Raw genomic sequence first — 25,916 nt, 5'->3', positions numbered from 1 at the left:
ATAGTTTGGTATTGATAAAAATTGGCTTTCGCTGGCAGCGGATTAATTAAAAGGAATAAGAGAAGCGCGCCAGAATCTGAGTAGGGTCTTTATTCTCTGTTTTACCGGACAATAAGTGGCCACGGCTGGCTTCAATATCCAGTTTGATATCGCGGTAACTGAGATTGATGCCGGCACTTAACCCCATAGCACTGCTCCAGCCTGGCGATGATTGTTGTATACGACCCACATCTGCCCCTAACCGCGGGGTTAGGGTGGTGTTGCCGAGTGTAAAGTTGCGCGACAAGGTATTCTGGAGATACCAGCCTCGATCCGCCGATAAGGTATTGCGACTAAAGCCACGAATAGCGTTGCTGTCGGTGACGCTCAACCATTCAACGCCCGGTAATCGGTCACGGGTGTATTGGCCATAGAACTGATTGCTAAACAGATAGAAATCATCAAACAGTTTGAAATATTGATTGGAAGTCACAGCGGCTTTAGCTTTGGTGAATTGGCTGTCTTGATAGCTGGCTGATATGTTTTGATCTGCACCCAATAAGGATAATCCCTGTTCAATGCTGACATTCACATTGAATATGCCGGTGGGCAGGATGTGCAGATGATTAATACCTAATTCAAATACCGTCAGTGTCGGGCTGCTGACGGCGATTTTCTGTTCGTTAAAGTAGTTTTCAGCCTGTTTATAGGTTAGTTGTGCGCTTAAGCCATTAATTTGGTCTTGGTCGCGATAGAAAACATAATCGGTGCGTAAGCCATGCTGCTGGGTTTTACCTTGTAGTTCGATGGTATTGAATTGTAACTGCACCGGATAAAGGTATTCGGAATAACTGCCAAACCCACTAAAGGTCAATGCGCCATAAGGAACGGAATAAAACAGTGAATAGGCGCGGCTATGGTTTTTCTGTGGATTATCGGTGGTACTGCTGATATTTAAGCTGAGAGAATCTGATAACCCAAGGGGGTTATCGAAAGAAAATGCATTGCGGCTTAACCATTTACCGGTACTTTTATTACCATAATTATCCAGGGATGTTGTCAGATGCCAGGGTTTTGACCGGATATTACTCAATCTGAGAATTGAGCCGCCCGCCTCTTTTCCTGGTAAAATATCAACAGTTATTTTATTGGAGGGTAAACGGTTAGCTTGATCGAGCCCTTGGTCGAGTTGTTTAATATTTAATGGTTCCCCGATCATATTGGGGAAAACATTTTCACCGTTTAATTCTGGGTCAACACTTTCGATGCTCTCAATAAAACCTTCAGTTACATCGAAACCCAATTCGCCCTCGTTATCGGGAGGAATAAACTGGACGCGGGCGGTAATATAACCTTTGTTAAGATAAAGTTGAGTGAGTTCACGCGCCAACAGATTAATGTTTTCGCTACCAATACATTGCTCCGGTATTGGGCTTAAAGTCTCTAAATCCGCCTCAGTCAATAAGGTAATACCCTGAATATAGACGCCGCTAATGGGAAGACATTGCGCGTTATCATCTAATTCAGGTGCACTATTTTCGGGCGTTTCTATCTCTGCCTCAGGCTGTTTAACATGAGGCAGACGACGCTCTTCTATTAAGTGATTAATTTCAGTGCTGCTGTTCTGTAAGTTCTGGCGTGATTCATTGATCGGAGAGGGAATATCTACCCCCGGAGTCATGTTAGCGTGAGCGCCCGTGCTCAATAAAAAACATAATGCGGTACGTTTTTTTATCATGATGTTTGTGGGGGGAATTTCCTGGGTATAACGCGATGAGTGGACCCAGTCCTTTCCGTCCTTGAGTCAAATTTACGGGCAGCACTATTACCGTCCCTAAAGAGTAGAGACGGCGGATTGAGGATAATAATTAAGGAATATTCAGAGAGAAGGGAAAGATAATAATTTTTTAATATTAAGCGGTTATTGAGTGACTGTTTTCAGAATTATTTTAAATATTATCAGGGTAATGCTGGGTGTTATTGATGTTGTTTTTCTGTCTAAAGCGGGGAATAAAAAGAAACAGAAAAATTGAAAATGCCCGAATGGTTCGGGCATTTATACTCTTTGGTATTACTTTTTATCTTTCTCTACTGGTTTACCTGACCAGTAGCCCGCCAGTAGTGAACCGGAGAGGTTATGCCAGACCGAGAACAATGCGCCGGGTAGGGCAGCCAGTGGCGAGAAGTAAATTTTACCCAACGTAGCCGCGAGTCCTGAGTTTTGCATACCGACTTCAATGGCCAGTGTGCGGCAGGTAGATTCATCAAAGCCGAACAGTTTCCCGCCCCAGTAACCACTTAACAGGCCAATACCGTTATGCAGGATAACCGCAATAATCACCACGAAACCCACTGAAGCGATATGACTCTGGCTACCGGCGACCACGCCACTAATGATAGCGACAATACAGACCATCGACATCGCCGGTAGATAAGGCTCAATGCGTTTCACCGTTTTAGTAAAGGTGTGATGGATAATCAGCCCTGCGCTAATAGGGATGACCACGATTTGCAGAATACTTTTCAGCATTCCCACGACGTCAACACTGATGGTGGCGTCGACATATAAACGGGTCAGTAATGGCGTGGCAAAAACCCCCACCAGGGTAGAAACCGCAGAGATGGTCACTGATAACGCGACATCTCCTTTGGCCAGATAAATCATCACATTAGATGCTGTCCCACTGGCAACGCTGCCTACCAGTACCATACCGGCAGACAAGTCCGGTGGCATACGGAATAGTATCGCCAGAATCCAGGCAGTGAGCGGCATAATCAGATAATGCAGGAAAGTTGCCGCGGCTACCGGTGCTGGGCGCGAGAGTACACGCTTGAAATCATCCAGCCGCAGAGTGACCCCCATAGCAAACATGATCAACATTAGTAACGGGGCGACATAAGGCCCGATACCGATAAAGGTGGTCGGGCGGAAATAGGCCGCGACTGACAGCAGCAGCGCCCACAGCGGGAACAGCCGGGTGATTTTTACTAACATGAAGCGAAAGTCCTTAGTCGTCAGTGTCAGATATAAGAAAACCGGACGAAATCGCCCGGTCAGTGTTATCAGTTTGTTGTTGTTAGCAGTGTATAGTTAGTTTTTACTCTGACTCAAGCCGTGTTATTCAAACAGCGTATTATTCAAATAAATTGTTACTCAAACAGATTGTGATGCAGGGTTTGCACCACTTTTTCAGCATCATTCCCTGGCACTAGGAAGCACAGGTTATGGCTGCTGGCGCCATAGCAAATCATGCGGATATTGAATGGGTCAAGGACACCGAATACTTCCTTACCGACGCCACAAGCTTGTGACAGGTTATTGCCGATAATCGCTACCAACGCCAGATTCTCTTCCACTTCAACCCGACATAGTGAGGAGAGTTCAGTCAGCAGTGAGGTAGTCAGCAGACTGCCTGCCGTTGATGTCGAGCCTGTAGTATCGAGAGTTAGTGCGACACTCACCTCAGAGGTGGTTATCAAATCAACTGAAATATTGTGGCGCGCCAGAATATTAAATACTTCCGCCAGAAAACCACGTGCATGCAACATATTCAGGCTATGTAAGGTCAGCAGCGTCTGTTTGCGGCGCAATGCCAAGGCACGGAACAGTGGTGGACTCTCGGTTTCATTACAGACTAAGGTGCCGCCAGCCGCTGGGTCTTTGCTTGAGCCGACAAACACTGGAATATCACTGCGCACGGCTGGCAGCAGGGTGGCCGGATGCAAGACTTTGGCACCAAATGTCGCCATTTCAGCCGCTTCTTCGAAAGCAATTTTATCGATGCGTTTTGCTGCCGGAACCACCCGTGGATCGGTGGTATAAATCCCAGGGACATCTGTCCAGATATCAATGCGGCCAACATTCAGTGCTTCACCCAGTAACGCGGCGGTGTAATCGCTACCGCCACGGCCAAGGGTAGTGGTGCGCCCTTTGCTTTCACTGCCGATAAAGCCTTGTGTGACAACAATGGCCTGCGCGATACGCGGGGCCAATTGCGTTTGAGCTAATTCAGACAGCAATTGGGTATCCGGTTCAGCACGACCAAAACGGTCATTGGTTCGCATGATTTTACGTACATCAAACCATTCCACTGCCACCTGACGCTGGCGTATTAGCTCGACAAACAGCAGTGTAGACATCAATTCGCCGTGACTCACCAGTTCATCGGTTAACGCCGCAGACGTTGCCAGACTGGCCGCTTCAGACAGCATGGCGATGTTTTCCAGCATGCGTTCAATTTCATCGCGGATAACCACCGGATTGCCGAGTTTGGCTAGAATATCGGATTGAATTCGACTAATTTCTGCTAAATGAAGTTCACGCTTTTCAGGCTCACAGCCATCGGCAAGGGCGACCAACAGATTGGTAATTCCAGCCGAAGCTGACAAGATAACCAAACGAACGTCCGGGTTCGATAAAACCACATCGGCGCTGCGACTCATGGCAGCAAAATCTGCCACGCTGGTGCCACCAAATTTGGCAACCACGGTCGCAGAAGGGGCGCTGCGGCTCTGCTGGGGTGCTGCTTGAATCATCTAAAAAAACCTCGTATCAGGGATGCCATCTCGGAGGGCATCAGTATTTATCTCTGTACAAGGAAATAACGGGTTATCGACTTTCTGTCAATGAAATGGCTATGAGGTATTTTCATCTTTAATAATATGCGCTGTGATATCACTAAATTGACTATTCCCTTGGTACTTGAAGCTGCTGGAGTGTTAGCTACGTTCACTTACCCGAGTAAGCTCATCGGGATGCGTTTGCTTGCTGCCTACCTGCCACTACCATTACTTTGGCAATAGATACTGTTAGACAATGACACACTGCGAAAACAGGGATGAGATCAAGTGTTGTTTCGAGAGATAGCACCTATCGCAAGAAAAGAGATCTCAATCACACCCGAACAGGATACAATTAACCCATTCGTTTCATTATCCTTAAGCCTAGAAGAGCGCCGCTATGAAAAATATTAATCCTAGTCAAACCGCTGCCTGGAAAGCGTTACAGCAACACTTTGAGCAGATGAAAGATGTCACCATCAGCAGTCTGTTTGCCGAGGACGACCAGCGTTTTAGCAAGTTTTCAGCCACTTTTGATGATCAAATGCTGGTGGATTTCTCCAAAAACCGCATTACCAGCGAAACTATGGAAAAGCTGCAAGCTCTGGCGAAGGAAACTGATCTGGCCGGTGCGATTAAATCCATGTTTTCCGGTGAAAAAATCAACCGTACTGAAGACCGCGCAGTACTGCATATTGCTTTGCGTAACCGCACTAACACCCCGATTGTGGTGGATGGCAAGGATGTGATGCCAGAAGTGAATGCGGTGCTGGCTAAAATGAAACAGTTCTGTGACCGCGTGATTGGCGGTGACTGGAAAGGTTATACCGGCAAGGCGATTACTGATGTGGTGAACATCGGTATCGGCGGCTCAGATCTCGGCCCTTACATGGTGACTGAAGCACTGCGCCCGTACAAAAATCATCTGAATATGCATTTCGTTTCAAACGTTGACGGCACCCATATTGCTGAAACGTTGAAACCGTTGAACCCAGAAACCACGCTGTTCCTGGTGGCATCAAAAACCTTCACTACCCAAGAAACCATGACCAACGCCCACAGTGCGCGTGACTGGTTCCTGTCTACTGCGGTTTCTGTGGAACATGTCGCCAAACACTTTGCTGCATTGTCGACCAATGCCAAAGCTGTGGGTGAGTTTGGCATTGATACCAACAATATGTTTGAATTCTGGGATTGGGTTGGTGGCCGTTACTCGCTGTGGTCCGCCATTGGTTTGTCTATCGCGCTGTCGGTTGGTTTCGAACACTTCGAACAACTGCTGAGTGGTGCGCATGCCATGGATAAACACTTCGCCGAAACGTCTGCGGAGCACAACCTGCCTATCCTGCTGGCATTGATCGGCATCTGGTATAACAATTTCTTCGGTGCAGAAACCGAAGCTATCCTGCCTTACGATCAGTACATGCACCGTTTCCCAGCTTACTTCCAGCAGGGCAATATGGAATCTAATGGTAAGTATGTGGATCGTAACGGTACCCCAGTGGATTACCAGACCGGCCCTATTATCTGGGGTGAACCAGGTACTAACGGCCAACATGCGTTCTATCAGTTGATCCATCAGGGCACCAAATTGGTTCCTTGTGACTTTATTGCACCGGCTATCAGTCATAACCCACTGAGTGATCATCACGCGAAGCTGCTGTCGAACTTCTTTGCCCAGACCGAAGCACTGGCATTTGGCAAATCACTAGTTGAAGTTGAAGCTGAATTTGCTGCGGCAGGCAAAACCCCTGAGCAAGTGGCTCATGTCGCGCCATTTAAAGTGTTTGAAGGCAATCGCCCAACCAACTCCATCCTGCTGCGTGAAATTACGCCGTTCAGCCTGGGTGCATTGATTGCGCTGTATGAACACAAAATCTTCACCCAAGGGATTATCCTGAATATCTATACCTTCGACCAATGGGGTGTTGAGCTGGGTAAACAACTGGCTAATCGCATCTTGCCAGAACTGACAGATGATAAAAACGTAACCAGTCATGACAGTTCTACCAATGCGTTGATTAACCGTTTCAAGAACTGGCGTTAAGCTTGCGGGCTTAAGCTCTTTGATCCGTGCTTATTAGCCCCTTACCCAGTAAGGGGCTTTTTTTCGGCCCGGATTATTTCACCTACTTTCAATGGGAGTATTTATGGCCAAAAATTCGCGTTCTCAATGGATAGCCAAAAATCTACAGCGTTTACTGAATGTGGGGTTGATTGCATTGGCCGCTATTTTGGTGGTCTTTTTGATAAAAGAAACCTTCCATCTTGGTAAGGTCTTATTCGTCAATAATCAGGATGCATCTTCTTACATGCTGATTGAAGGGATTGTAATTTATTTCCTGTACTTTGAGTTTATTGCTTTGATTGTTAAGTATTTTGAGTCGGGTTATCACTTCCCGTTGCGCTATTTTATCTATATCGGCATCACCGCGATTATCCGCTTGATCATCGTTGATCATGAAAACCCAATCGATACATTAATTTATTCTGGTTCGATATTGTTGCTGGTGGTGACGTTGTATTTGGCGAATACCGAAAGATTAAAAAGAGAATAAAAATGGCGGCCATTACGGCCGCCCTAAAGACACAGTACCAGAGGGAAAAAATACCCTTCTTACTTGAAATTGTAGCTTTGTTTACTGCACTCTCTCACCCGAATCACTGACCTAAGTCAGCTCATCGGGCTTCACTCGTTTGTTGCCTTGCTACAATTCCAATTACTTTGGGTATTGGGTGATGAAATTTAGAATGATGATATCGTTAACCCTTCACCCCACCGGCCGTTAAGCCACCTACCAGCCAGCGTTGTGCCAGCAGGAAGACTGCGGTGATGGGAATGGCAGACAGTACCGCAGCAGCGGCGAAATCGCCCCACAGATAGTTTTGCGGATTCAGATATTGCTGCATACCCACCGCCAGCGTGTAGCTGTTCACATCACGCAATAGCAGTGATGCCACCGGGACTTCGGTGATAGCAGCGATAAACGACAGAATAAACACCACGGCTAAAATCGGTACCGACAGGGGTAACAGCACCAGTCGGAAAGCTTGCCATGGGGTTGCGCCATCCAGTGCCGCGGCTTCTTCCAGTGAGTTATCAATGGTTTCGAAATAGCCTTTGATGGTCCAGACGTGCAGGGCGATGCCGCCCATATAAGCAAAAATCACCCCGCCGTGGGTATTCAGCCCGATAAATGGCAGATACTGTCCGATACGGTCGAATAAAGCATATAACGCCACCAGTGACAGCACTGCTGGGAACATCTGGAAGATCAACATGCCTTTCAGCAGGGTGCTTTTACCGCGAAAACGCATGCGGGCAAAGGCGTAAGCGCAGGTAGTGGAGAGCGTGACAATCCCAATGGCGGTAATGGCCGCAATCTTGATGGAGTTCCATAACCACAACATCACCGGGAACGGCGGTGGGGTTACGCTACCATCAGCGTGAGTCACACTCATACCCAGCGCCAGTTTCCAGTGTTCCCATGAAATCTGATCTGGGATCAGGCTACCGGTCGCAAAGTTGCCGGGCCGCAGCGAGATGGTAATTACCATCAGTAACGGGAACATAATCAGCGCGATAAAGCACAACATCAGAAAATGAGTGCCCCATAGACGCAAACGCTGGGATTTAGGTTGAACCATTGCCATTTGCATCTCCTCCTTAGTCAAAGTTCATTTTGCTGGCTTTCAGATTCAGTATCGCGAGCGCGCCGACCAGAATGAAAATCAGGGTGGCAATCGCTGCCGCCAAGCCAAAGTCCTGGCCGCCGCCCCCTTCAAAGGCAATACGGTAGGTGTAGCTGACCAGCAAGTCGGTATAGCCTGCTGGCGTGGTGGTGCCAATCATATCCGGGCCGCCATTGGTCAATAACTGAATCAACACAAAGTTGTTAAAGTTAAAGGCGAAGCTGGCAATCATCAGCGGTGTCAGCGGCTTAATCAGCAGTGGCAACGTGATACGGAAGAAGTTCTGGAACGGGCCTGCGCCATCCATTGCCGAGGCTTCATATAAGTCCTCGGGAATCGCTTTGAGTAGCCCCATGCACAGAATCATCATGTAGGGATAGCCGAGCCAGGTGTTGACGATCAAAATCATGCTTTTCGCGGTAATAGGGTCACTGAACCAGGCGGGCTTGATGCCAAACAGGCTACTTAGCATCAGGTTGATTTCACCAAAGCTTTGGTTAAATAACCCTTTGAAAATCAAGATTGAAATAAACGACGGTACCGCATAGGGCAGTATTAACAGCACGCGATAAACCGCTTTGCCTTTCAACGAGTCCCATTGCACCACGCAGGCTAAAACCATACCGACGGCAACGGTCAGTACCACGGTCAGTAGCGAGAAAATAATGGTCCAGATAAAAATGGAGATAAAAGGCTTCTGTATCCCTTCATCATGCAGCACCCGCAGGAAGTTTTTCCAGCCGATAGTGACAGTAAAGCCGGGACTGAGTTTTTCGTTTTGCCACTGGCCGTCGGCGTTAATGGCTTGGTAAAAACCGACATCAGGGTTTGGCCGATAGATAACCCCGGTTTGCTGATTGAGCAGCTCTTTACCGTCAGCGCCCAGTTTATAGAGTGGGCTGGTCGCTGAAAACTGGCGCAGTGAACTCATGCGCAGTTCGCCACCACTGGGCAGCAGTGCCACCAACTCAGCGAGTGCCTGGCGATTCTGAGTAATGATACGCAGTGACGCGCGTTCGCCGGTCTGTTCAGTGCTGGTGGGGGCGACTGTGATTTTTTTCTCACCCGTCGTATCAAGGCTGAAAGGTGCGGAAATCAGAACAGAGCTGTCATCAGGGTTGGTAAGCTGCAAACGCCATTGGTTATCACTGGGATAAAGGCCAAAGGTAAAGGTTTTACCGGTCTGAAACTGCCGATCCATTAATACTGATTGGGCACGCTCAAAGGTTAATTGGTTGGTACTGCTGTAGTTGGTAAAAGCGATAGCGATAGTGCAAATCAGTGGGAACAGCACAAACAGCCCCATACCTGCCACGCCGGGATAAACATAGCGCCAGGCATAGGCGCGACGATTGGCAAAGACATACAGCCCCAGACTCACCAAAATTAGCGTCACGATGGCAAAAAGATATTCACCCTGAGCATACATCAAGACGATCAAGTAGCAGGTGAATAGACTTAATGTGCCGATAATCAGCCATTTAAGCACATCACTCTGCCACCAGGCGGTTTTCTTTTTACGACTTTCGAACTCGGTGTGGGATAACTGCATAATATTCCCTTCGTACTTTGAGTATTGTTATAGTGTTACAGCAAGTGGTGCTGGGCACGACGAATCGTGCCCTTTTGCAGGTGAAACTGTTATTTGGTAATACGCGTTGCTGCGTCGTTCAATGCCGCTTCAACTGTCTGACGCCCGCTGATGGCGTTCAGTACCGCACTGCGGGTGGCATACCAGAAAGCCGCCATTTGTGGAATATTTGGCATGATTTCACCCTTGGTGGCGTTATCCATGGTTGCAGCAATGCGTGGATCTTTTGCCAGTTGTTCCTGGAATGATTTCAGTGCCACTGCGCCCAGAGGTTTGTCTTTATTCACTTCAGCCAGACCCTGATCAGTTAACAGGTAGTTCTCCAGGAATTCAGTTGCCAGTTCTTTATTCGGGCTGGCGGCGTTAATACCGGCAGTCAACACGCCGACGAACGGTTTGGATGGCTGGCCGTGGAAGGTTGGCAACAAGGTCACACCGTAATTGATTTTGCTCTTATCAATGTTGGACCATGCCCATGGGCCATTGATGGTCATTGCTGTTTCGCCTTTGTTGAAGGCCGCTTCTGCAATGGAGTAATCTGTATCGGCATTGATGTGCTTGTTCTTCACCAGATCGACAATAAATTGTAGACCCGCTTTCGCGCCAGCATTGTTCACGCCAACGTTTTTCACATCATATACACCGTTTTCGAGTTTGAAGGCATAGCCACCGTCAGCGGCGATAACCGGCCAGGTGAAGTACGGTTCTTGTAGGTTCCACATGATGGCGCTCTTGCCATTGGCACGCAGGATTTTATCCAGCGCTGGGATTTCTTCCCACGTTTTTGGTGCTTCTTTCACTAAGTCTTTATTGTAAATCAGAGACAGTGCTTCAACCGCGACCGGGTAACCAATCAGTTTGCCATTAAAGCGAACGGCGTCCCAAGTGAACGGGAACAGTTTGTCTTGGAAGGCTTTAGAAGGGTGTAGCTCAGCCAGTAAACCGGATTGTGCGTAACCGCCAAAGCGGTCATGAGCCCAGAAGATAATGTCCGGGCCATCGCCAGTGGCAGCCACTTGCGGGTATTTTTCTTCCAATTTATCTGGATGCTCGATAGTGACTTTGATGCCGGTATCTTTCTCGAACTTCTTACCGACTTCCGCCAACCCGTTATAACCTTTATCGCCATTGATCCAGATAACCAGTTTACCTTCTTCAATCTTGGCAAAAGCAGAGGAAGAGAGCACCAGCGTGGCTAATGCTGAAAGAGCCAAAACACGTGCGGTCTTACCAATGCCGGATTTTGTGAAGCTGCGAGTCATAATCCAATCCTTTTATCCAATTTTGTGGGTATCGACTTTCTTGTGAATCATTAGCTGCGAATTCTGTAGCCCATTTTCAGGCTGGTGTAGCCGTGAATCACTAAGTGAGGAGGGTGTGGCAGCGCTGCAAAAAATGTTGGGCTGCAAATTATTTATTACACTGACCAAAACACTACGCCGACATATTGAGTCACAACCGGATACACCATCATCCTCCCCCCCTCTACGCCCCCCAGTAGGTTATTGTGACCCAGTTAACACTGCTGGCTATTCTGTGGTGTCAGACACATTAATGCAGGTCGAAATTTGCTAGCCAGATCACGTATTTGTCTTTCCAGTGGAACTTCTGCCCACGCGGGTCGTTCCCTCATCCTCCCATCTCCTCCCCCATGAAAAACTTTGTTACGGATGATTACCAAATAGTGCCACTCGCGCACTATCGGCAGCATTGAAACACCGTCGCCAACAAAATGTGGTTGTTCGGTTAATTATCACCCAGACAGATCAGCACCTTGAAGCGTTAAGCAATGTGCAGCCCTATACTCAGGCCGCGACGTCGTCCGAGGCAACCTGCTCTAAGCATGGCGGTACGACGCGCAGTGCGACGAGAGTCATCAGGGGCTGGGAGTAATCGATGGGTTATGCCGGGGTTTGCTTCCGCCATTTTTCTTCATTCAGGTTCATATGAAAAGTTGTTTGCGTAAGCAAAGGAGTAACAGATGGCTAATGTAACGCTGAGCGGCGTTTATAAGGCCTTTGGTGAGGCGGTGATCTCCAGAGATATCAATCTGGAAATCGATGACGGTGAGTTTGTGGTGTTTGTTGGCCCATCAGGGTGTGGAAAGTCAACGCTGCTGCGGATGATTGCCGGTCTTGAGGACATAACCTCGGGTGAGTTGCTGATTGGTGGCAAACGGATGAACGAAGTGCCGCCATCTGAACGCGGTATTGGCATGGTGTTTCAGTCATATGCACTTTATCCCCATCTGTCGGTAGCAGAGAACATGTCGTTCGGTCTGAAATTGGCGGGTGCGAAGAAAGCCGAAATTAACCAACGGGTGAATCAGGTAGCCGAAGTGCTGCAACTGGCTCACCTGCTGGACCGGCGGCCAAAAGCGCTATCCGGTGGTCAACGCCAGCGTGTGGCAATTGGCCGGACACTGGTCGCTGAGCCGGATGTATTCCTGCTCGATGAACCCCTGTCCAACCTGGATGCGGCACTGCGGGTGCAGATGCGCATTGAGATCTCGCGCCTCCACAAGCGCCTGCAACGCACCATGATTTACGTCACCCATGACCAAGTGGAAGCGATGACGCTGGCAGACAAGATTGTGGTGCTGGATGCCGGCAATGTTGCGCAGGTCGGCAAGCCGCTGGAGCTGTATCACTACCCAGCTAATCGCTTTGTCGCGGGCTTTATTGGCTCGCCAAAAATGAATTTTTTACCGGTTAAAGTGACCGCCGTTGAACCTCGTCAGGTACAGATTGAACTGCCAAATCCAAATGGCCAGTTAGTGTGGCTGCCGGTGGAAGGTACTCAGGTTCAGGTCGGTGCAAATATGTCTTTGGGTATTCGCCCGGAACATCTGCTGCCAAGCAGTGCCTCTGAAGTCACGCTGGAAGGTGAGATTCAGGTGGTAGAGCAACTGGGTAATGAAACTCAAATTCACATCCAAATCCCGGCAATACGTCAGAACCTGGTCTACCGCCAGAACGACGTGGTGCTGGTAGAAGAAGGTGCAACATTCGCTATTGGCCTGCCGCCGCAACGCTGTCATCTGTTCCGTGAGGACGGCACTGCGTGTAAGCGGTTGTACCAGGAACTGGGCGTCTAGCCAAAGCAGAATGTAAAGCACGCATGCCGACAGGCAAATATAACAGGAGATTACTGATGACTACTCTGCGCAAGTTACCGATAGCACTGGCTGTTGCCGCTGGTGTTCTTTCTACTCAAGCTATGGCTGTTGATTTCCACGGGTATGCACGTTCCGGTATCGGTTGGACAGGAAGCGGTGGCGAACAGCAATGTTTCAAAGCCACTGGCGCCCAAAGTAAATACCGTCTGGGTAACGAGTGTGAAACGTATGCGGAAATTAAATTAGGCCAGGAATTGTGGAAAGAAGGCGACAAGAGCTTCTACTTCGATACCAACGTGGCGTACTCCGTTTCACAACAGAATGACTGGGAGTCAACATCTCCTGCATTCCGTGAGGCTAACGTGCAGGGTAAAAACCTGATCGAATGGTTACCGGGTTCCACCATGTGGGCCGGTAAACGCTTCTATCAACGTCATGACGTCCATATGATTGACTTCTACTACTGGGATATCTCAGGTCTAGGTGCAGGTGTAGAAGCTATTGATCTGGGCTTCGGTAAGTTATCTCTGGCAGCAACCCGTAACTCAGAAGCGGGTGGTTCAAGTGCCTGGATCGATAATGCCCGTAAAGATGCTGACCACACTGCTAATGATGTGTTCGATGTGCGTTTAGCCGGTTTAGAAACTAACCCAGGCGGCACTTTGGAGTTTGGTGTGGATTATGGCCGCGCCAATACTCAGGACGACTACGCGTTAGCTCCTGATGCCTCTAAAGATGGTGTCATGCTGACGGTTGAACATACCCAAAGCATGATGGGTGGCTTTAACAAGTTCGTGGTGCAATACGCAACAGATTCAATGACATCATCACAATCAGGTCACTCTGAAGGTGCAAACGTTAATAACAACGGTAACAGATTACGTGTTATCGACCACGGTGCCATCAACCTGGCTGAGAAGTGGGACATGATGTACGTCGCGTTGTATCAGGACACTGACTGGGACAACCAAAACGGCACCACTTGGTACAGCGTGGGGGTGCGTCCGATGTACAAATGGACCCCAATCATGAGTACCTTGCTGGAAGCGGGCTACGACAATGTTAAGTCACAACGTACCGGTGACCGTAACGGCCAGTACAAACTGACTCTGGCACAACAGTGGCAGGCAGGCGATAGCATCTGGTCACGCCCGGCAATTCGTGTCTTCGCAACTTATGCCAACTGGGATGAGAAGTGGGGCTATAACGATGTCAGCGGTAGCGCGGACAACGGTCTGGCACAAAACGGGACTATCGGTACTGATAGCCGCGGTAAGAGCAACGAAGTCACCTTTGGTGCGCAATTCGAAGCTTGGTGGTAACAGCATGATGCAGCCGCCCTTTGGGGCGGCTGTTTGATTGTTTAAACAAGAAAAGTGAGATGCCCTAAATAATTCGAGTTGCAGCCAACGCCCATGCAGCTTGAAGTATGACGGGGATTTGGTTAACTCTGCCGACCTTGCCTGTGCACAGTTAGCGCTGACGCTCAATGTATGAGGGTAATAACAATGAAAAAGAATCTACTGTCACTTTGTCTGGCATTGGCTTTAGGGGTTACAGCACCTCTGGCGGTGCAAGCAGAGTCAACTATTTCTCCGGCGAATGTTTCTATCGCGCCGACGATCAGTACCGCCACCTTACAGCAGTTACCATGGCAGCCATTAGTGCCACCGACTACGCAGGACATCAAACTGACTGCGGCGAGTCCACAAATCTCTCAAGGGAATGTTGAAGGGGCTGTTGCCGCTTTTGCTTTACCCGCCGATCGTGGATCGATGGAGATTACACTTAGCAGTTTAGTGACTGATAATCAGCTCTTTTCCCCTAGCGTTTTAGTGCTGGACGAGCAAATGCGCCCAGCGGCTTACTATCCATCCAGCTATTTCACTTATGAAAAAGCGGGCATTATGACCAGTGATCGTCTGCAAGGGGTGATGAAACTGACCCCGGCACTGGGCCAGAAACAAATTTATCTGCTGGTTTATACCACCCGTGACGATTTAGCAAAAACCACCAAGTTACTTGATCCGGCTAAAGCTTATGCCATGGGTGTCGGCAATGCGGTACCGGATATCCCAGATCCTATTGCGAAACACACCCCGACAGGCAACCTGAAAATCAAGGCAACTGCTGAGCAGGGGATGGGCAACGTTATGATTGGCTTAATACAGTCAGCACCGGCTTCGGCTCCAGTCGTGGTCGGCAGTGCGGTTCAACCTACGCCAGCCGCAGTACCCGCACCGATAAAACCTGCGGAGCCAATGCTGAGCGACACTGAAAACTACTTCAACCAGGCGATTAAAGATGCGGTGAAAGCCGGTGATGTCGATAAGGCGCTGAAATTGTTGAACGAGGCGGAACATTTGGGCTCAACTTCAGCCCGAAAAACCTTTATTGGTAGTGTAAAAGGCAAGGGTTAAATCCCGGCACTGCCGAATATGGCTAGATGGTTGGTGCGCTTTGGCGCACCTTTTTTCGTTGGGTCTTATATACAGCTACTGCTGCTCGCAACGCCTCGTTTTGCTATTGGTTATCTTCGCGACACCTTGTTTTGGTTAATTCTGCTTTAAATCTCAAACTCACTTATTTAGTTTTTTGCTAGAAAGAAAAAGATTAAATGAGAATTTAAAAGGCATGCGATTGAGCTTGCGCCGATATCATAAATTGAATGACGGTTTATTGTTTATCCATTCAAATTAAGGTGCTATTGATGCCGAAGGAAAACCAACTCTGCCTATCGGCCACGCTACAGTCGTGGCCGATTCCATTTATGGCGCAACCGTGGGCCCCGCCGATCACAGAAGATAATCTTTCATTGTTAACTATGAGTTCTATCATGGCTCAGTTTACATCCCTTCAGGAAGAGAAGATATTGCCATTAAAGGTGACGGCAAGAGACCATGAGTTATTAGAAAAGATGGCACAAGAGCTGCCCAATGTAAGTTCGACGTCGGATCCTGTTTTCAGTCAGGCGATGCAGTTAATTGATAGTGCCAGAGTCCTGGATCAGAAAACGTGGACGCAACAATTTCCAGCAATCAGTGACGCCCGAGTCGGGCGAATTGTGGATTTTTATCTACAACTCCATGCTGTAGAGGGATTGGAGTTTGCAAATAGTTTAGATGATTTATCACATTTAAGGCCTGGGTTAACCGCGGCTCAAGGGTATGAAAAAGCTCGTGTTATCAGCCTGGAGCGGGATATCCTGTTTAAGTTATGCCAAAAGAGCCTGACACTATCCACAGCAGAAAAACTGACGCCACTCGCCGCCCTGAGTCTTGCCTGGTGGTTGAATCAAGAGTATCAGCCCACGCTGGCTGAATTATCCATGGCAGTTTATCGGCCTGAAAATAAAGAGACCAAGCTTCAGGCGGCGATACTTTATAACCATTCCCATTATGGCAATCGCTATGGTGAAACAGCAGGAATTTCCACTGCGGATTTAAACGATTGGGGGCTGGAGCATCTAGATTCGCCGGAACTAGCGGTTTCCAGAGCGGTCAGGGTGTTAAGGGTTATCCATGAAGGGATGGATGCTCAGCCTACGATATTGCAAGCACCAGAGGCCTATCTTGCTAATGGATTTGCACCGAAAAATGCCCAGGGCAGCTATCTGAAAAAGGAGTCGCTGGAATTGGGGGAAATGATTTTAACCGGATGCGGACAGATTGGATTTGATGCCTGTAGCCAACAGGATTTCACTCAATTTATCGATTTCGAACACGCAGTAGGCAGTTTGGCGTTTTCGCTCAAAACTACACTTAAGTTACATTATCAATTGCAAGGTAGGGCTTTTGATGAGTTGGTAGATAAGAATACCGAGCAACTGTATACATTATTACTTCAGGAAGAAGAGCAATTACATAAGAGCGGTGGAGCGCGCTACAGTCCGACGGCAATCTTCTTATCTCACTTCAGCCAATCTAATGAAGTCGAGCCTCTGACCGTAGAGCAAACGGCTGGTGTCATCAAAAGAATAGCCGGATCAATCGATGTGTCCCATTTGTCTGAGTCAGCTCAAGTCACCTTTAATAGAATAAATCTAATGGTAGACAACGTCGTTGCCGGTACAGCCATTGACGTGGAACATGAAAGATTTGTATCGGACCTTAAATCGCTGGCTCAACTTACTGAGCAAAGCCACCCCTTATATATTTTGGCGCATTATCGACTTTATAAAACAGCGCAAGAAAAAATAGAGCGACAACTCGCTTATCTCGATATGCGTCTAGCCTATCGCCATCTTCCCGCCGCTTTTGATGACGATCAGGCGATAAGAGAGATCCTGACAGAGGCTGGGGTGGAAAAAGTCGATGATTCCAGAGCTTATTATTACCGTTATAGCGACCCGCATAAGCAAAATGATTCACCTGTTAATGAATTTAAACGGCGTCGGGATGCAAGCAATCGCTTTGTCGCCAATATGTCGATGCCTGGTAAGAACGGTAGGTCGATTGATGTTTATAAGACGCTAGATGCGAAAAAAACTGAATATCATGAGTGGATAAAATCGCATCCGGCAGTTCGCTCTCAGGCAATCAAAACATTAATTGAGAAAGGTCAGCGGCCAGAGAGTGGTGCGCTACAAGATAAAATCAATGCCCTTGCCAAGGACTATCGGCCAGAAACTGAAAATTCGCGTTTTTGGCGCACGGCCTGGACATCGTTAGAAGAGAGTTGGGTGTGTAAACTCCCACTACCTAACCCGATGTGTACTATCGCCAGAGTCGAAGGTCCGCGTTCCCGTAACGAAAATGAAAATATGGCAGCGGGTATGGTGGCTATGGTGATGGAGGCGGGTCAGCTCAGGGGAATGGAACGCGGGGTGAAATTGATTGAAAATTCGCCACTGGGCGTAAAGCCATCGGGTCCTTTGGCTCCTCCGTCACGGCCTGTTATACCTTCCCGTTTGCCGGTTGCGGAAGGCGAAGTGATACCAACGCGTCAGACGATACCAAGCCCGCCTGGAAAGCCAGTTGAAGTGCAATGGGTTGAGCTAAAAGATCCACTCGTCTCTGGTGGAATGCGTGAAGCTTGGGTCAGACAGGGGGGCGGCGCGACCTATTGGGAAGTCGACTTAACCACCGGTAAGGACGTGGGTGTTGTCTTGAAACAAGGCCCTGAATTTAGCCGGCAGGGCAGGTTACCAGGGGGCGGGCCAACGCTATCAAAAGCGACTAATCCTGAATTTAATCCTGCCATTAAATTAGGCAAGAAAATTGGCAGCGGATTGACAGCTGAAATCTATCTTGATGCCAATAACCCCGGTTTTCTTCTCAAGAAAATAGGTACGAAAGATCCATACCTTATAGATAAGGTATTCAAGAAAGAAGTTGAGTTTTTTAATCGATACTACGGCGAAGGCGCTGCGGAGTTAATTAGCAAGGGTGATATACATTATATAAGAATGTACCGAGTGCCAGGCAAAACGTTGGCAGAGATTAATACTAAAGTTTTCCCGCCAGGTGCGAAGGAAAGCTTTTTACGTATGCTGGACAATTTAGGCTATTGCAATATCATCCATAATGACTTGAATTTTAATAATGTTTTATATGATGAAAAAACCAACACTTTCTACCCTATCGATTTCGGTGATGCTGAGGATGGGTATTATTCACTAAGTGAACCGAACAGTGGCAAGCCAGATCGGGGTATAAAAATGCGGGCTGGATTTATCTTTGAACATATTGAAGAGTTTAGTTTGTTAGCCGTATTAAAAAAAGCAACCTGATGTCGCTGGGGAGCTAATCTGCGCTACAATGCCCCCTTATCTACGAATTAGCGGGGGGCGATATTTTCTTCCCAGCAGGGAGCAAACTGCATGTCTACCGGCGATGCATCAATTATAAAACCTATCCAATGGTGTGCCATTGAGCAGCCGAATTTACCAACTGCTATCGCTGATTGGTTGATGGAGTTGGGGTCGATGACCCGGCGTTTTGAGCAGCATTGCCAACGGGTTCATGTCGAACCCCAGCGAGAATGCTTTATTACGCGTAATGAGTTAGGGGAAGATGCGGAGCACTTACCTGTAAGCGAACGCTATTGGCTGCGGGAAATCATTTTGTGTGGTGATAATGAGCCTTGGCTGCTTGGTCGCACGGTTATCCCCGAGCAGACACTGTCTGGGCCGGATAGGGCGCTGGTGGATTTGGGCACCCTCCCACTCGGGCGCTATTTATTTGGTGGGGACAATTTAAGCCGTGATTATATTCAAGTAGGGCGGCAGAATGAACTTTGGGCGCGCCGCTCGTTGCTGCGTCTGTCAGGCAAACCCCTGTTACTGACGGAAGTTTTTTTACCGGCCTCGCCACTGTATTCGGTTTAAGCCGTAGTAAGATTTTGGAGATGGATAAATTGAAGGGAAGTACTGTTCAGACCAAATGGCAGGCTTATTGCCGTTTAATGCGGATTGATAAGCCTATTGGCTCGTTATTGCTATTGTGGCCGACGCTGTGGGCATTATGGCTGGCAGGGCAGGGTATCCCAGAAACCAAAATACTGATTGTGTTTGTGTTGGGTGTGTTTTTTATGCGTGCGGCTGGTTGTGTCGTCAATGATTATGCTGACCGAAATATTGATGGCTTTGTAAAACGCACCGCATCCCGCCCGTTACCCAGTGGCATTATCAGTGAACGAGAGAGCAAAATCCTGTTTGTCGTTTTGGTACTGCTCTCGTTTGGTCTGGTGTTAACCCTTAATAGCATGACCATTTGGTTATCATTGGCAGCACTGGCGTTAGCCTGGATTTATCCGTTTATGAAGCGGGTCACTCATCTACCCCAAGTGGTATTAGGCGCAGCTTTTGGTTGGTCAATTCCGATGGGATTCGCTGCGGTGAGTGAGAGCTTACCCTTGGTTTGTTGGCTGTTATTGCTGGCGAACATCTGCTGGACCGTCGCTTATGACACGCAATACGCAATGGTTGATCGCGACGATGACCTGAAAATTGGAGTTAAGTCCACGGCGATTTTATTTGGTCAACATGACAAGCTGATTATAGGTTTACTGCAACTGGCTACACTGGTGTTGATGGTTGCTATCGGCTGGCTGATGGGGTTGGGCGGCGCATTCTATTGGTCAATCCTGCTGGCGGGTGCCTTGTTTATCCACCAACAAAAGATGATTGTGCAGCGTGACCGCGACGCCTGCTTCCGTGCGTTTTTGAATAATAATTACGTAGGGCTGGTGTTGTTTTTAGGGATTCTGATTAGTTATTGGCAGTAAATACGTTTCTGGAAAACAGTCAAAAAAATGGCCAGATGATGAATCCGGCCATTTTTGTTTAGCGGCTTGAGGAATCAATCTTCCGATTTATCCTCTGCCTCGGATTCTGGCCGTTGATTGCTGGTTTCGGCTGGCATACTGACACTCTCGATAGTCAGTTTCACTTCCGGCGTCATCAACGCACTCAGCATATTGTAAACTTCCAACGTATGTTCCTGAACCGCGTCACCACTGTCACTGATATATCCCTCTTCACGCAAGGTACCGACCAGTGTTGAAAATACCGCTTTATCGAAGAATTCTGGTGCGTTAATCCCGTGCAGAACAGACAATCGCTGCGCCATGATACGGCTCTCTTTCTCCAGCGCTCCACGGTTAATGCTCGGATTGGCACTGAGCAGCGACAGGGTAATCGCGTATCGTTGCAGGGTTTCCCGCACACCGGCGGCCAGTAATTGCAGTGGGCGAATTCGGGCCGGATTCAGCACTAGTTCGGTGCCTTTGTCACAAATCAACTGCTGGCGGGCCAGTTCATCTATCAGCGTGTCCAGCGTCTGTGGTAACTGCTCTTTGCTGTAATGCAGGAACAGTTCAGCTTTCAACATCGGATAAATCATACTGATTTGGCGCAACAATTCGTCACGGGTAATGCGGCGGTGGTACATCACCATGCTGGCTATCAGTGACGGTAGCATCAGTAAGTGCTGGATATTATTGCGATAATAGGTCATCAGCACGGCTTGTTCCCGTGGCAGGATGATAATGTCACCAATGTTGTCTTTCTCCACCTCAAACTTATTCATATTCAAGGCGTGATTAAGTAACTCTTCCGGTGTTTTATCCGGCACAGTGACATCTTTCGCATAAGGCACATTACGCATCAGTTGCAGATAGCAATCAAGTTGCTCAAGCAACTGCTCACGGGTGAGTGAACGCTGACGTGAGGCTAACAATGCGGTAGAACACAAGTTCATGGCATTCGCTGCTGCCGCATTATTTATTCTCACCATGATCTTACCGGCCAAATCATTTACCGCCGGTGTCAGCCAGCTTGGGCGCTGAGCTTCAATCGGATCAATGGCATCACGCCATTGCGGTACATTGGTGTTCAGATAGGTGGTCAACGGGATCGGTTCACCAAAGTTGACATAGCCCTGACCGAGGTTACGCAACTTACGCAAGCCCCGCAGCATCTGCAACAGGCTCTCTTTCTCTTTGGTCGCACCACGCAGCTCTTTGGCATAGGTACCCACTTCCATCACATGTTCGTAACCGATATAAATCGGCACCAAAGTGATTGGACGTGAGCCACCACGCAACATCGCCTGAATGGTCATCGACAGTGTGCCAGTTTTTGGCTCCAGCAGGCGGCCGGTACGTGAGCGGCCTCCTTCAACAAAGTATTCAACTGAATAACCACGGGTGAACAGTTCACCTAAATACTCGCGGAAAACCGTTGAATAGAGTTTGTTGCCTTTAAAGGTGCGACGAATAAAGAACGCGCCCAAACGGCGGAAGATAGGCCCGGCAGGCCAGAAGTTAAGGTTAATCCCGGCGGCAATATGCGGCGGCACCAGCCCTTGATGATAAAGCACGTAGGAGAGCAGCAGATAATCCATATGGCTGCGATGACAAGGCACATAGACGATTTCATGGCCATCTTGCGCCAACTGCCGCACCCGTTCTGCATTATGGACGTTAATACCTTGATACAAACGGTTCCACGTCCAGCTCAATACTCTGTCAGACAGGCGCACGGCTTCATATGAGAAGTCGGCTGCGATCTCTTCCATCAGCGTAATGGCATTTTGCTGTGCTTTCTCATGGGAGATTTTCTTGGTCCGCGCTTCATCGGCGACGGCCTTTTCAATCGCCTTTGATGTCAGCAACTTTTTGAACAGATCCTGCCGGGCAGGCAGACTAGGGCCAACCGCTGCCAGGCGTTGACGGGAGAAGTGCATCCGCGCTACGCGAGCCAGTTTGTGGGCGATAGTTTTATCGGTACCGTGCTCGCTGGCCATCCTGCGCAGTGAAACTGTGGTAGAGAAACGCACAAAACTATCGCGACCCAGCCACAATACCGCGAAGAATTTTTGCACTCCGTTAAGCACGCGCAGATGGGGTGTTCCGTGGCCTTCACGCCCCGGCGAACGACCAAACATCACGGAAACCGGTAACATCTGGATATCTAACTCGGGATTATTGCGGTGCAAATCCAGATAGTCGTGGAACAGCTTTACCGATTCCTGTTTAGGCGCGTAGTAGCGAAAGACCCGCGGGCCATTATCGATAAACACATGGCTGGGCAGTTGCACTCCATCGATTTCCAATGGAATCAATGGGTCGGGCAGGTCTTGTGCTTGACACTGCGCTCGCAAAGTCAGCAAATCAGCCTTAGAATTGTAAGGCAAAACGTACAGAATAGGACGAGAGGGGTCTAGCCCTAACTCAGTCACAGGGTCTGCCGGAATAACCTTGCTTTTTACCAACATTTTAAGTGGTAAATTCAATAACTTATAATATATTTTACGCCAACCTGACATAACTACATGAAGCCTCTTGTTAGCAATTCGTCGCAAGGATACCAGAAACTGGTTTTGAGATCTGTGGTGATAAGACAACAGAAAGCGGCAAAAATCATCATTAACTTAAGATAAAGGCAATAAAACATGGCGAATCAATCAACAGGGCTGGCCCGAGTCTATAAAGCGGCCGGTTATTCTGTGAAAGGCTTAACGGCTGCCTGGAAAAACGAAGCGGCATTTCGTCAGGAAGCTGTTGCTGCCATAATCGCTATCATACTGGCCTTCTGGCTGGATGTAGATGCTATCGCACGCCTTTTATTAATTGGTAGCGTGGTTTTAGTGATAATTATCGAAGTCATTAACAGTGCGATTGAGGCGGTAGTGGACAGGATTGGCAGTGAGTTCCATGAGCTATCGGGCCGCGCCAAAGATATGGGGTCCGCGGCGGTATTCCTCGCTATCTTGTTAGCGTTATTTGTTTGGATAACCGTACTTTGCCAGCATGCCGGTTAATGTTATGACGAACAATGCCGCAGAAATAAGCTGTGATTAATCCCTGTTTTTATTCACTCTTTGGTTCCCAACACCCGCTTACCTGTATATACTCACAGCAAGACTGTATAAACAAACAGGGGGCGGAATGAAAGCACTTACTACCAGACAGCAAGAGGTTTATGACCTGGTTCGCGATCACTTAGCGCAAACCGGCATGCCACCGACCCGTGCCGAAATTGCGCAGCGTCTGGGGTTTCGCTCTCCTAACGCCGCTGAAGAGCATTTAAAAGCACTGGCCCGTAAAGGCGTCATTGAGATTGTTTCTGGCGCTTCCCGTGGCATTCGTTTGCTGATGGAAGAAGAAGATGGCCTGCCACTGATTGGTCGGGTTGCCGCAGGTGAACCTTTGCTGGCACAGCAGCATATTGAAGGGCACTACAAAGTAGACCCATCAATGTTTAAACCGAGTGCAGATTTTCTGTTGCGGGTTAATGGGATGTCGATGAGAGATATCGGTATTCTGGATGGCGACCTATTAGCGGTGCATAAAACGCAAGATGTGCGTAACGGGCAAGTTGTAGTGGCACGAATTGATGATGAAGTGACGGTAAAACGCTTGAAAAAACAAGGTAATATCGTACAGCTTTTGCCAGAAAATAGTGAGTTCCAACCGATTATTGTCGATCTGCGCGAACAAAGCTTCACTATTGAAGGATTGGCCGTCGGTGTTATCCGTAATGGTGACTGGATCTAACATTAGCGTTTTATATTGAACTGATAAGCCGTTCCTGCTCAGGAGCGGCTTTTTATTATTAATGACCCCATTAAACGATTCAGACGCCCAAATTAATTGACGTTGCAGGCAGGCAGCCGCAAAGAAGCTCGCTAATTCCGATCAATGCTAACGACAAGTAGATGATTTGGATGACAAATCTGCGGGGAGAAAATTTGAATGCTGCTTGCTGCGGCCTCTCAGAGGTGATGTCTGGGAAGGGGCCAAGTAACAAGTACAGCTAGCCTGCTACAGCTCCAAGTATGGAAAAGTTATTTAGATTGAGACGATTCCGACAATAAGTTATTACCTACTGTTTTAACTGAATAATATCAGTGCTTATTTTTACTTTATAGCTATAATCTCAGTGATTAATATTATCCTGACTTTAATTGCTAGTATCCTCTGCTATAGTTATTCGTACGGTAAGCGAAACAACGAAGTTTAATTTTAAATTATGACTGTGAGTGACTAATTTAAATGTGGTTGTTTTTATCAATAGAGAATGTTTATCGTATTGAATTAAATAAACTGACTAATCCCAAGGTAACGGAGATATTATGAATAAAGATCAAGCCGACGGTAACTGGAAGCAGTTTAAAGGTAAAGTGAAAGAAAAATGGGGCAAGCTGACTGACGATGACTTAACGGTAATCGAAGGTAAGCGTGACCAGCTAGTGGGTAAAATCCAGGAGAAATACGGCTATCAGAAAGAGCAAGCCGAGAAAGAAGTCAAAGCCTGGGAAGACCACAGCAAATATCGCTGGTAACAGCATTAAATGGAATTAAACTGATATTGATATAAATTAATCGGGTCTCTCGTTTCATAGAATATGCATTGTTAATCAACCCCGTCTAGTTATTGGTGTATCAACTCCAATTATATTGAAGCGGTGAGGTTATTTTAATAAAAGCTATTCTAGCTCACCTGTATTTATATCTACATCTGCACAAGGACGTGCCTTATTATTAATTATTACCCTGTCGCATTGCTCGCGGCAGTCTACTTTTTGCTAACCGATATATACCCACCAGGGATCTCTATCTATACCCTAAATAATTCGAGTTGCAGGAAGGCGGTAACCGATTTGTACAGCATTTATGCTAGCCCGCTGGGTGAGCCTCAAGGATGAGGCTCATTAATCCCGATGAGCTTACATGAGTAAGTGATTCGGGTTATTGAGAGCAGCCAACACACATGCAGCTTGAAGTATGACGGGTATAAGGCAAAAGTAATTGGAGAGCAGCTAACATTGCTGCAACTTCAATTAGGTACGCAGCTATTTCTTTTTAGTAACAATAGAGTGGTCATGGTCACAATGCTCATGGCTTTCGCATGCTTCAACTTCCCCGCATTCAGCACATAAACCGTGCGCTTCAACCACACTGTGACGCAGCACAAAACCTGATTGTTTTGCTAACTGTGACAATGCCTCTTCAATGCCCACGGTGGTGCGTTCAGTGACTATTTTGCACCGATCACAGATAAATAGCGCTGAAGTATGGGTTGGCTCTTCAAAATGATGACATAGCACATAACTATTAGCTGACTCGACGCGGTGAATAAACCCTTGCTCCAGCAAAAAATCCAATGCGCGATAAACAGTTGGAGGCTTGGCTTGTGGCTCAGACACACGCAACAAATCCAACAGGTCATAGGCACTGATTGCGCCAGGTTGTTGTGCCATTAAGCGTAGTACTTCAAGACGTTGCGGTGTCAGCCGGACGTTACGTTGTTGACACAGACTTTCAGCCTGAGCCAGCAGCTTTTCCTCATCGATAGGTTTCATGATATCCATCCCGCAGCATTTGAATTGAAATGATTTTACCATATTTAGCGTTAATCGCCGATAGGTGAAAAAACGAAGGGAAGGTGGGTATCACACTTTTGTTAATTCACAGGATTCGATGACAGAACGATCAGTCGTAGAGTTCAATTATCACACAGGCAGCTAT

The 25,916-nt window shown here is 47.9% G+C and carries 19 protein-coding genes and 1 pseudogene; 12 read left to right on the top strand and 8 right to left on the bottom strand.

The genetic code is table 11. The annotated features are described in order from the left end of the window. Positions 1–46: 46 nt before the first annotated feature. From ACWJJO_RS20850 to lysC, 3 genes are all read right to left on the bottom strand, one after another. Positions 47–1,717: a ShlB/FhaC/HecB family hemolysin secretion/activation protein gene (locus ACWJJO_RS20850; protein WP_083162091.1), complete on the bottom strand. Its 1,671-nt coding sequence runs from the start codon at positions 1,715–1,717 to the stop codon at positions 47–49. Between the two features lie 333 nt (positions 1,718–2,050). After that, a complete protein-coding gene (panS, locus tag ACWJJO_RS20845; RefSeq protein WP_083162093.1) occupies positions 2,051–2,974 on the bottom strand; it encodes a ketopantoate/pantoate/pantothenate transporter PanS in 924 nt (307 codons plus the stop codon). A 155-nt stretch (positions 2,975–3,129) separates the two neighbouring features. Beyond that, positions 3,130–4,515 carry a lysine-sensitive aspartokinase 3 gene (lysC, locus tag ACWJJO_RS20840; protein WP_083162095.1) on the bottom strand — a complete coding sequence of 462 codons (1,386 nt, stop codon included), beginning with the start codon at positions 4,513–4,515 and terminating at the stop codon, positions 3,130–3,132. Positions 4,516–4,939: 424 nt separating this feature from the next. Here lysC and pgi point away from each other — a divergent pair, with 424 nt between their 5' ends. Then, on the top strand, positions 4,940–6,586 hold the full coding sequence (gene pgi, locus ACWJJO_RS20835; RefSeq protein ID WP_481091489.1) for a glucose-6-phosphate isomerase: 1,647 nt from the start codon (positions 4,940–4,942) through the stop codon (positions 6,584–6,586). A 103-nt stretch (positions 6,587–6,689) separates the two neighbouring features. Then, complete coding sequence (gene psiE / locus ACWJJO_RS20830; RefSeq protein WP_004705335.1) at positions 6,690–7,097, top strand: phosphate-starvation-inducible protein PsiE; 408 nt, start codon at positions 6,690–6,692, stop codon at positions 7,095–7,097. A gap of 205 nt (positions 7,098–7,302) precedes the next feature. On the opposite strand, the gene malG is transcribed toward psiE, so the two are convergent. The 3 genes from malG to malE all read right to left on the bottom strand — a co-directional run bounded on the left by malG (position 7,303) and on the right by malE (position 11,085). Then, entirely contained in the window at positions 7,303–8,193 is an 891-nt protein-coding gene (gene malG, locus ACWJJO_RS20825) for a maltose ABC transporter permease MalG (RefSeq protein WP_481091488.1), read from the bottom strand. A 13-nt stretch (positions 8,194–8,206) separates the two neighbouring features. Further along, a complete protein-coding gene (malF, locus tag ACWJJO_RS20820; protein ID WP_083162099.1) occupies positions 8,207–9,784 on the bottom strand; it encodes a maltose ABC transporter permease MalF in 1,578 nt (525 codons plus the stop codon). Positions 9,785–9,873: 89 nt separating this feature from the next. Then, positions 9,874–11,085, bottom strand: coding sequence for a maltose/maltodextrin ABC transporter substrate-binding protein MalE (gene malE, locus ACWJJO_RS20815; RefSeq protein WP_481091487.1), 1,212 nt, complete (start codon positions 11,083–11,085; stop codon positions 9,874–9,876). Between the two features lie 472 nt (positions 11,086–11,557). Here malE and ACWJJO_RS20810 point away from each other — a divergent pair. The 7 genes and pseudogenes from ACWJJO_RS20810 (at position 11,558) to ubiA (ending at position 20,168) form a co-directional block, all read left to right on the top strand. Beyond that, positions 11,558–11,789: pseudogene (locus tag ACWJJO_RS20810) on the top strand (hypothetical protein). 15 nt (positions 11,790–11,804) lie between these two features. Continuing rightward, positions 11,805–12,920, top strand: coding sequence for a maltose/maltodextrin ABC transporter ATP-binding protein MalK (malK, locus tag ACWJJO_RS20805; RefSeq protein WP_005191494.1), 1,116 nt, complete (start codon positions 11,805–11,807; stop codon positions 12,918–12,920). A gap of 56 nt (positions 12,921–12,976) precedes the next feature. Further along, positions 12,977–14,263: a maltoporin gene (locus tag ACWJJO_RS20800; protein WP_481091486.1), complete on the top strand. Its 1,287-nt coding sequence runs from the start codon at positions 12,977–12,979 to the stop codon at positions 14,261–14,263. A 186-nt stretch (positions 14,264–14,449) separates the two neighbouring features. After that, positions 14,450–15,361, top strand: coding sequence for a maltose operon protein MalM (gene malM / locus ACWJJO_RS20795; RefSeq protein WP_420072969.1), 912 nt, complete (start codon positions 14,450–14,452; stop codon positions 15,359–15,361). Positions 15,362–15,651: 290 nt separating this feature from the next. Next, positions 15,652–18,672, top strand: a complete 3,021-nt coding sequence (locus ACWJJO_RS20790; protein WP_372569723.1) for an OspG family effector kinase — start codon at positions 15,652–15,654, stop codon at positions 18,670–18,672. A gap of 90 nt (positions 18,673–18,762) precedes the next feature. Next, positions 18,763–19,269: a chorismate lyase gene (gene ubiC / locus ACWJJO_RS20785; RefSeq protein ID WP_083162109.1), complete on the top strand. Its 507-nt coding sequence runs from the start codon at positions 18,763–18,765 to the stop codon at positions 19,267–19,269. 29 nt (positions 19,270–19,298) lie between these two features. Next, positions 19,299–20,168, top strand: a complete 870-nt coding sequence (gene ubiA, locus ACWJJO_RS20780; protein WP_083164025.1) for a 4-hydroxybenzoate octaprenyltransferase — start codon at positions 19,299–19,301, stop codon at positions 20,166–20,168. Between the two features lie 74 nt (positions 20,169–20,242). Here ubiA and plsB read toward each other — a convergent pair whose 3' ends face one another. Beyond that, positions 20,243–22,711 (bottom strand): glycerol-3-phosphate 1-O-acyltransferase PlsB, encoded by a 2,469-nt coding sequence (plsB, locus tag ACWJJO_RS20775; protein WP_372569722.1) that lies wholly within the window; start codon positions 22,709–22,711, stop codon positions 20,243–20,245. Positions 22,712–22,837: 126 nt separating this feature from the next. Between plsB and ACWJJO_RS20770 the strand changes: the two genes are divergently transcribed. The 3 genes from ACWJJO_RS20770 to ACWJJO_RS20760 all read left to right on the top strand — a co-directional run bounded on the left by ACWJJO_RS20770 (position 22,838) and on the right by ACWJJO_RS20760 (position 24,730). Then, positions 22,838–23,206 (top strand): diacylglycerol kinase, encoded by a 369-nt coding sequence (locus ACWJJO_RS20770; protein ID WP_372569721.1) that lies wholly within the window; start codon positions 22,838–22,840, stop codon positions 23,204–23,206. Positions 23,207–23,333: 127 nt separating this feature from the next. Beyond that, positions 23,334–23,942 carry a transcriptional repressor LexA gene (gene lexA / locus ACWJJO_RS20765; RefSeq protein WP_005191485.1) on the top strand — a complete coding sequence of 203 codons (609 nt, stop codon included), beginning with the start codon at positions 23,334–23,336 and terminating at the stop codon, positions 23,940–23,942. 578 nt (positions 23,943–24,520) lie between these two features. Then, complete coding sequence (locus ACWJJO_RS20760) at positions 24,521–24,730, top strand: CsbD family protein (RefSeq protein ID WP_004391853.1); 210 nt, start codon at positions 24,521–24,523, stop codon at positions 24,728–24,730. 510 nt (positions 24,731–25,240) lie between these two features. On the opposite strand, the gene zur is transcribed toward ACWJJO_RS20760, so the two are convergent. Beyond that, on the bottom strand, positions 25,241–25,750 hold the full coding sequence (zur, locus tag ACWJJO_RS20755) for a zinc uptake transcriptional repressor Zur (protein WP_083164027.1): 510 nt from the start codon (positions 25,748–25,750) through the stop codon (positions 25,241–25,243). Positions 25,751–25,916 lie beyond the last annotated feature (166 nt).

This window comes from Yersinia antarctica, assembly GCF_056636475.1.
This window is presented reverse-complemented; position numbering and strand designations above follow the sequence as displayed.

What these genes read in the sequence shown, in the direction of transcription:
- ACWJJO_RS20850 (WP_083162091.1), bottom strand. Translation starts at nt 1,717, where the DNA reads ATGATAAAAAAACGTACCGCATTATGTTTTTTATTGAGCACGGGCGCT.
- panS (WP_083162093.1), bottom strand. Translation starts at nt 2,974, where the DNA reads ATGTTAGTAAAAATCACCCGGCTGTTCCCGCTGTGGGCGCTGCTGCTG.
- lysC (WP_083162095.1), bottom strand. Translation starts at nt 4,515, where the DNA reads ATGATTCAAGCAGCACCCCAGCAGAGCCGCAGCGCCCCTTCTGCGACC.
- pgi (WP_481091489.1), top strand. Translation starts at nt 4,940, where the DNA reads ATGAAAAATATTAATCCTAGTCAAACCGCTGCCTGGAAAGCGTTACAG.
- psiE (WP_004705335.1), top strand. Translation starts at nt 6,690, where the DNA reads ATGGCCAAAAATTCGCGTTCTCAATGGATAGCCAAAAATCTACAGCGT.
- malG (WP_481091488.1), bottom strand. Translation starts at nt 8,193, where the DNA reads ATGGCAATGGTTCAACCTAAATCCCAGCGTTTGCGTCTATGGGGCACT.
- malF (WP_083162099.1), bottom strand. Translation starts at nt 9,784, where the DNA reads ATGCAGTTATCCCACACCGAGTTCGAAAGTCGTAAAAAGAAAACCGCC.
- malE (WP_481091487.1), bottom strand. Translation starts at nt 11,085, where the DNA reads ATGACTCGCAGCTTCACAAAATCCGGCATTGGTAAGACCGCACGTGTT.
- malK (WP_005191494.1), top strand. Translation starts at nt 11,805, where the DNA reads ATGGCTAATGTAACGCTGAGCGGCGTTTATAAGGCCTTTGGTGAGGCG.
- ACWJJO_RS20800 (WP_481091486.1), top strand. Translation starts at nt 12,977, where the DNA reads ATGACTACTCTGCGCAAGTTACCGATAGCACTGGCTGTTGCCGCTGGT.
- malM (WP_420072969.1), top strand. Translation starts at nt 14,450, where the DNA reads ATGAAAAAGAATCTACTGTCACTTTGTCTGGCATTGGCTTTAGGGGTT.
- ACWJJO_RS20790 (WP_372569723.1), top strand. Translation starts at nt 15,652, where the DNA reads ATGCCGAAGGAAAACCAACTCTGCCTATCGGCCACGCTACAGTCGTGG.
- ubiC (WP_083162109.1), top strand. Translation starts at nt 18,763, where the DNA reads ATGTCTACCGGCGATGCATCAATTATAAAACCTATCCAATGGTGTGCC.
- plsB (WP_372569722.1), bottom strand. Translation starts at nt 22,711, where the DNA reads ATGTCAGGTTGGCGTAAAATATATTATAAGTTATTGAATTTACCACTT.
- ACWJJO_RS20770 (WP_372569721.1), top strand. Translation starts at nt 22,838, where the DNA reads ATGGCGAATCAATCAACAGGGCTGGCCCGAGTCTATAAAGCGGCCGGT.
- lexA (WP_005191485.1), top strand. Translation starts at nt 23,334, where the DNA reads ATGAAAGCACTTACTACCAGACAGCAAGAGGTTTATGACCTGGTTCGC.
- ACWJJO_RS20760 (WP_004391853.1), top strand. Translation starts at nt 24,521, where the DNA reads ATGAATAAAGATCAAGCCGACGGTAACTGGAAGCAGTTTAAAGGTAAA.
- zur (WP_083164027.1), bottom strand. Translation starts at nt 25,750, where the DNA reads ATGAAACCTATCGATGAGGAAAAGCTGCTGGCTCAGGCTGAAAGTCTG.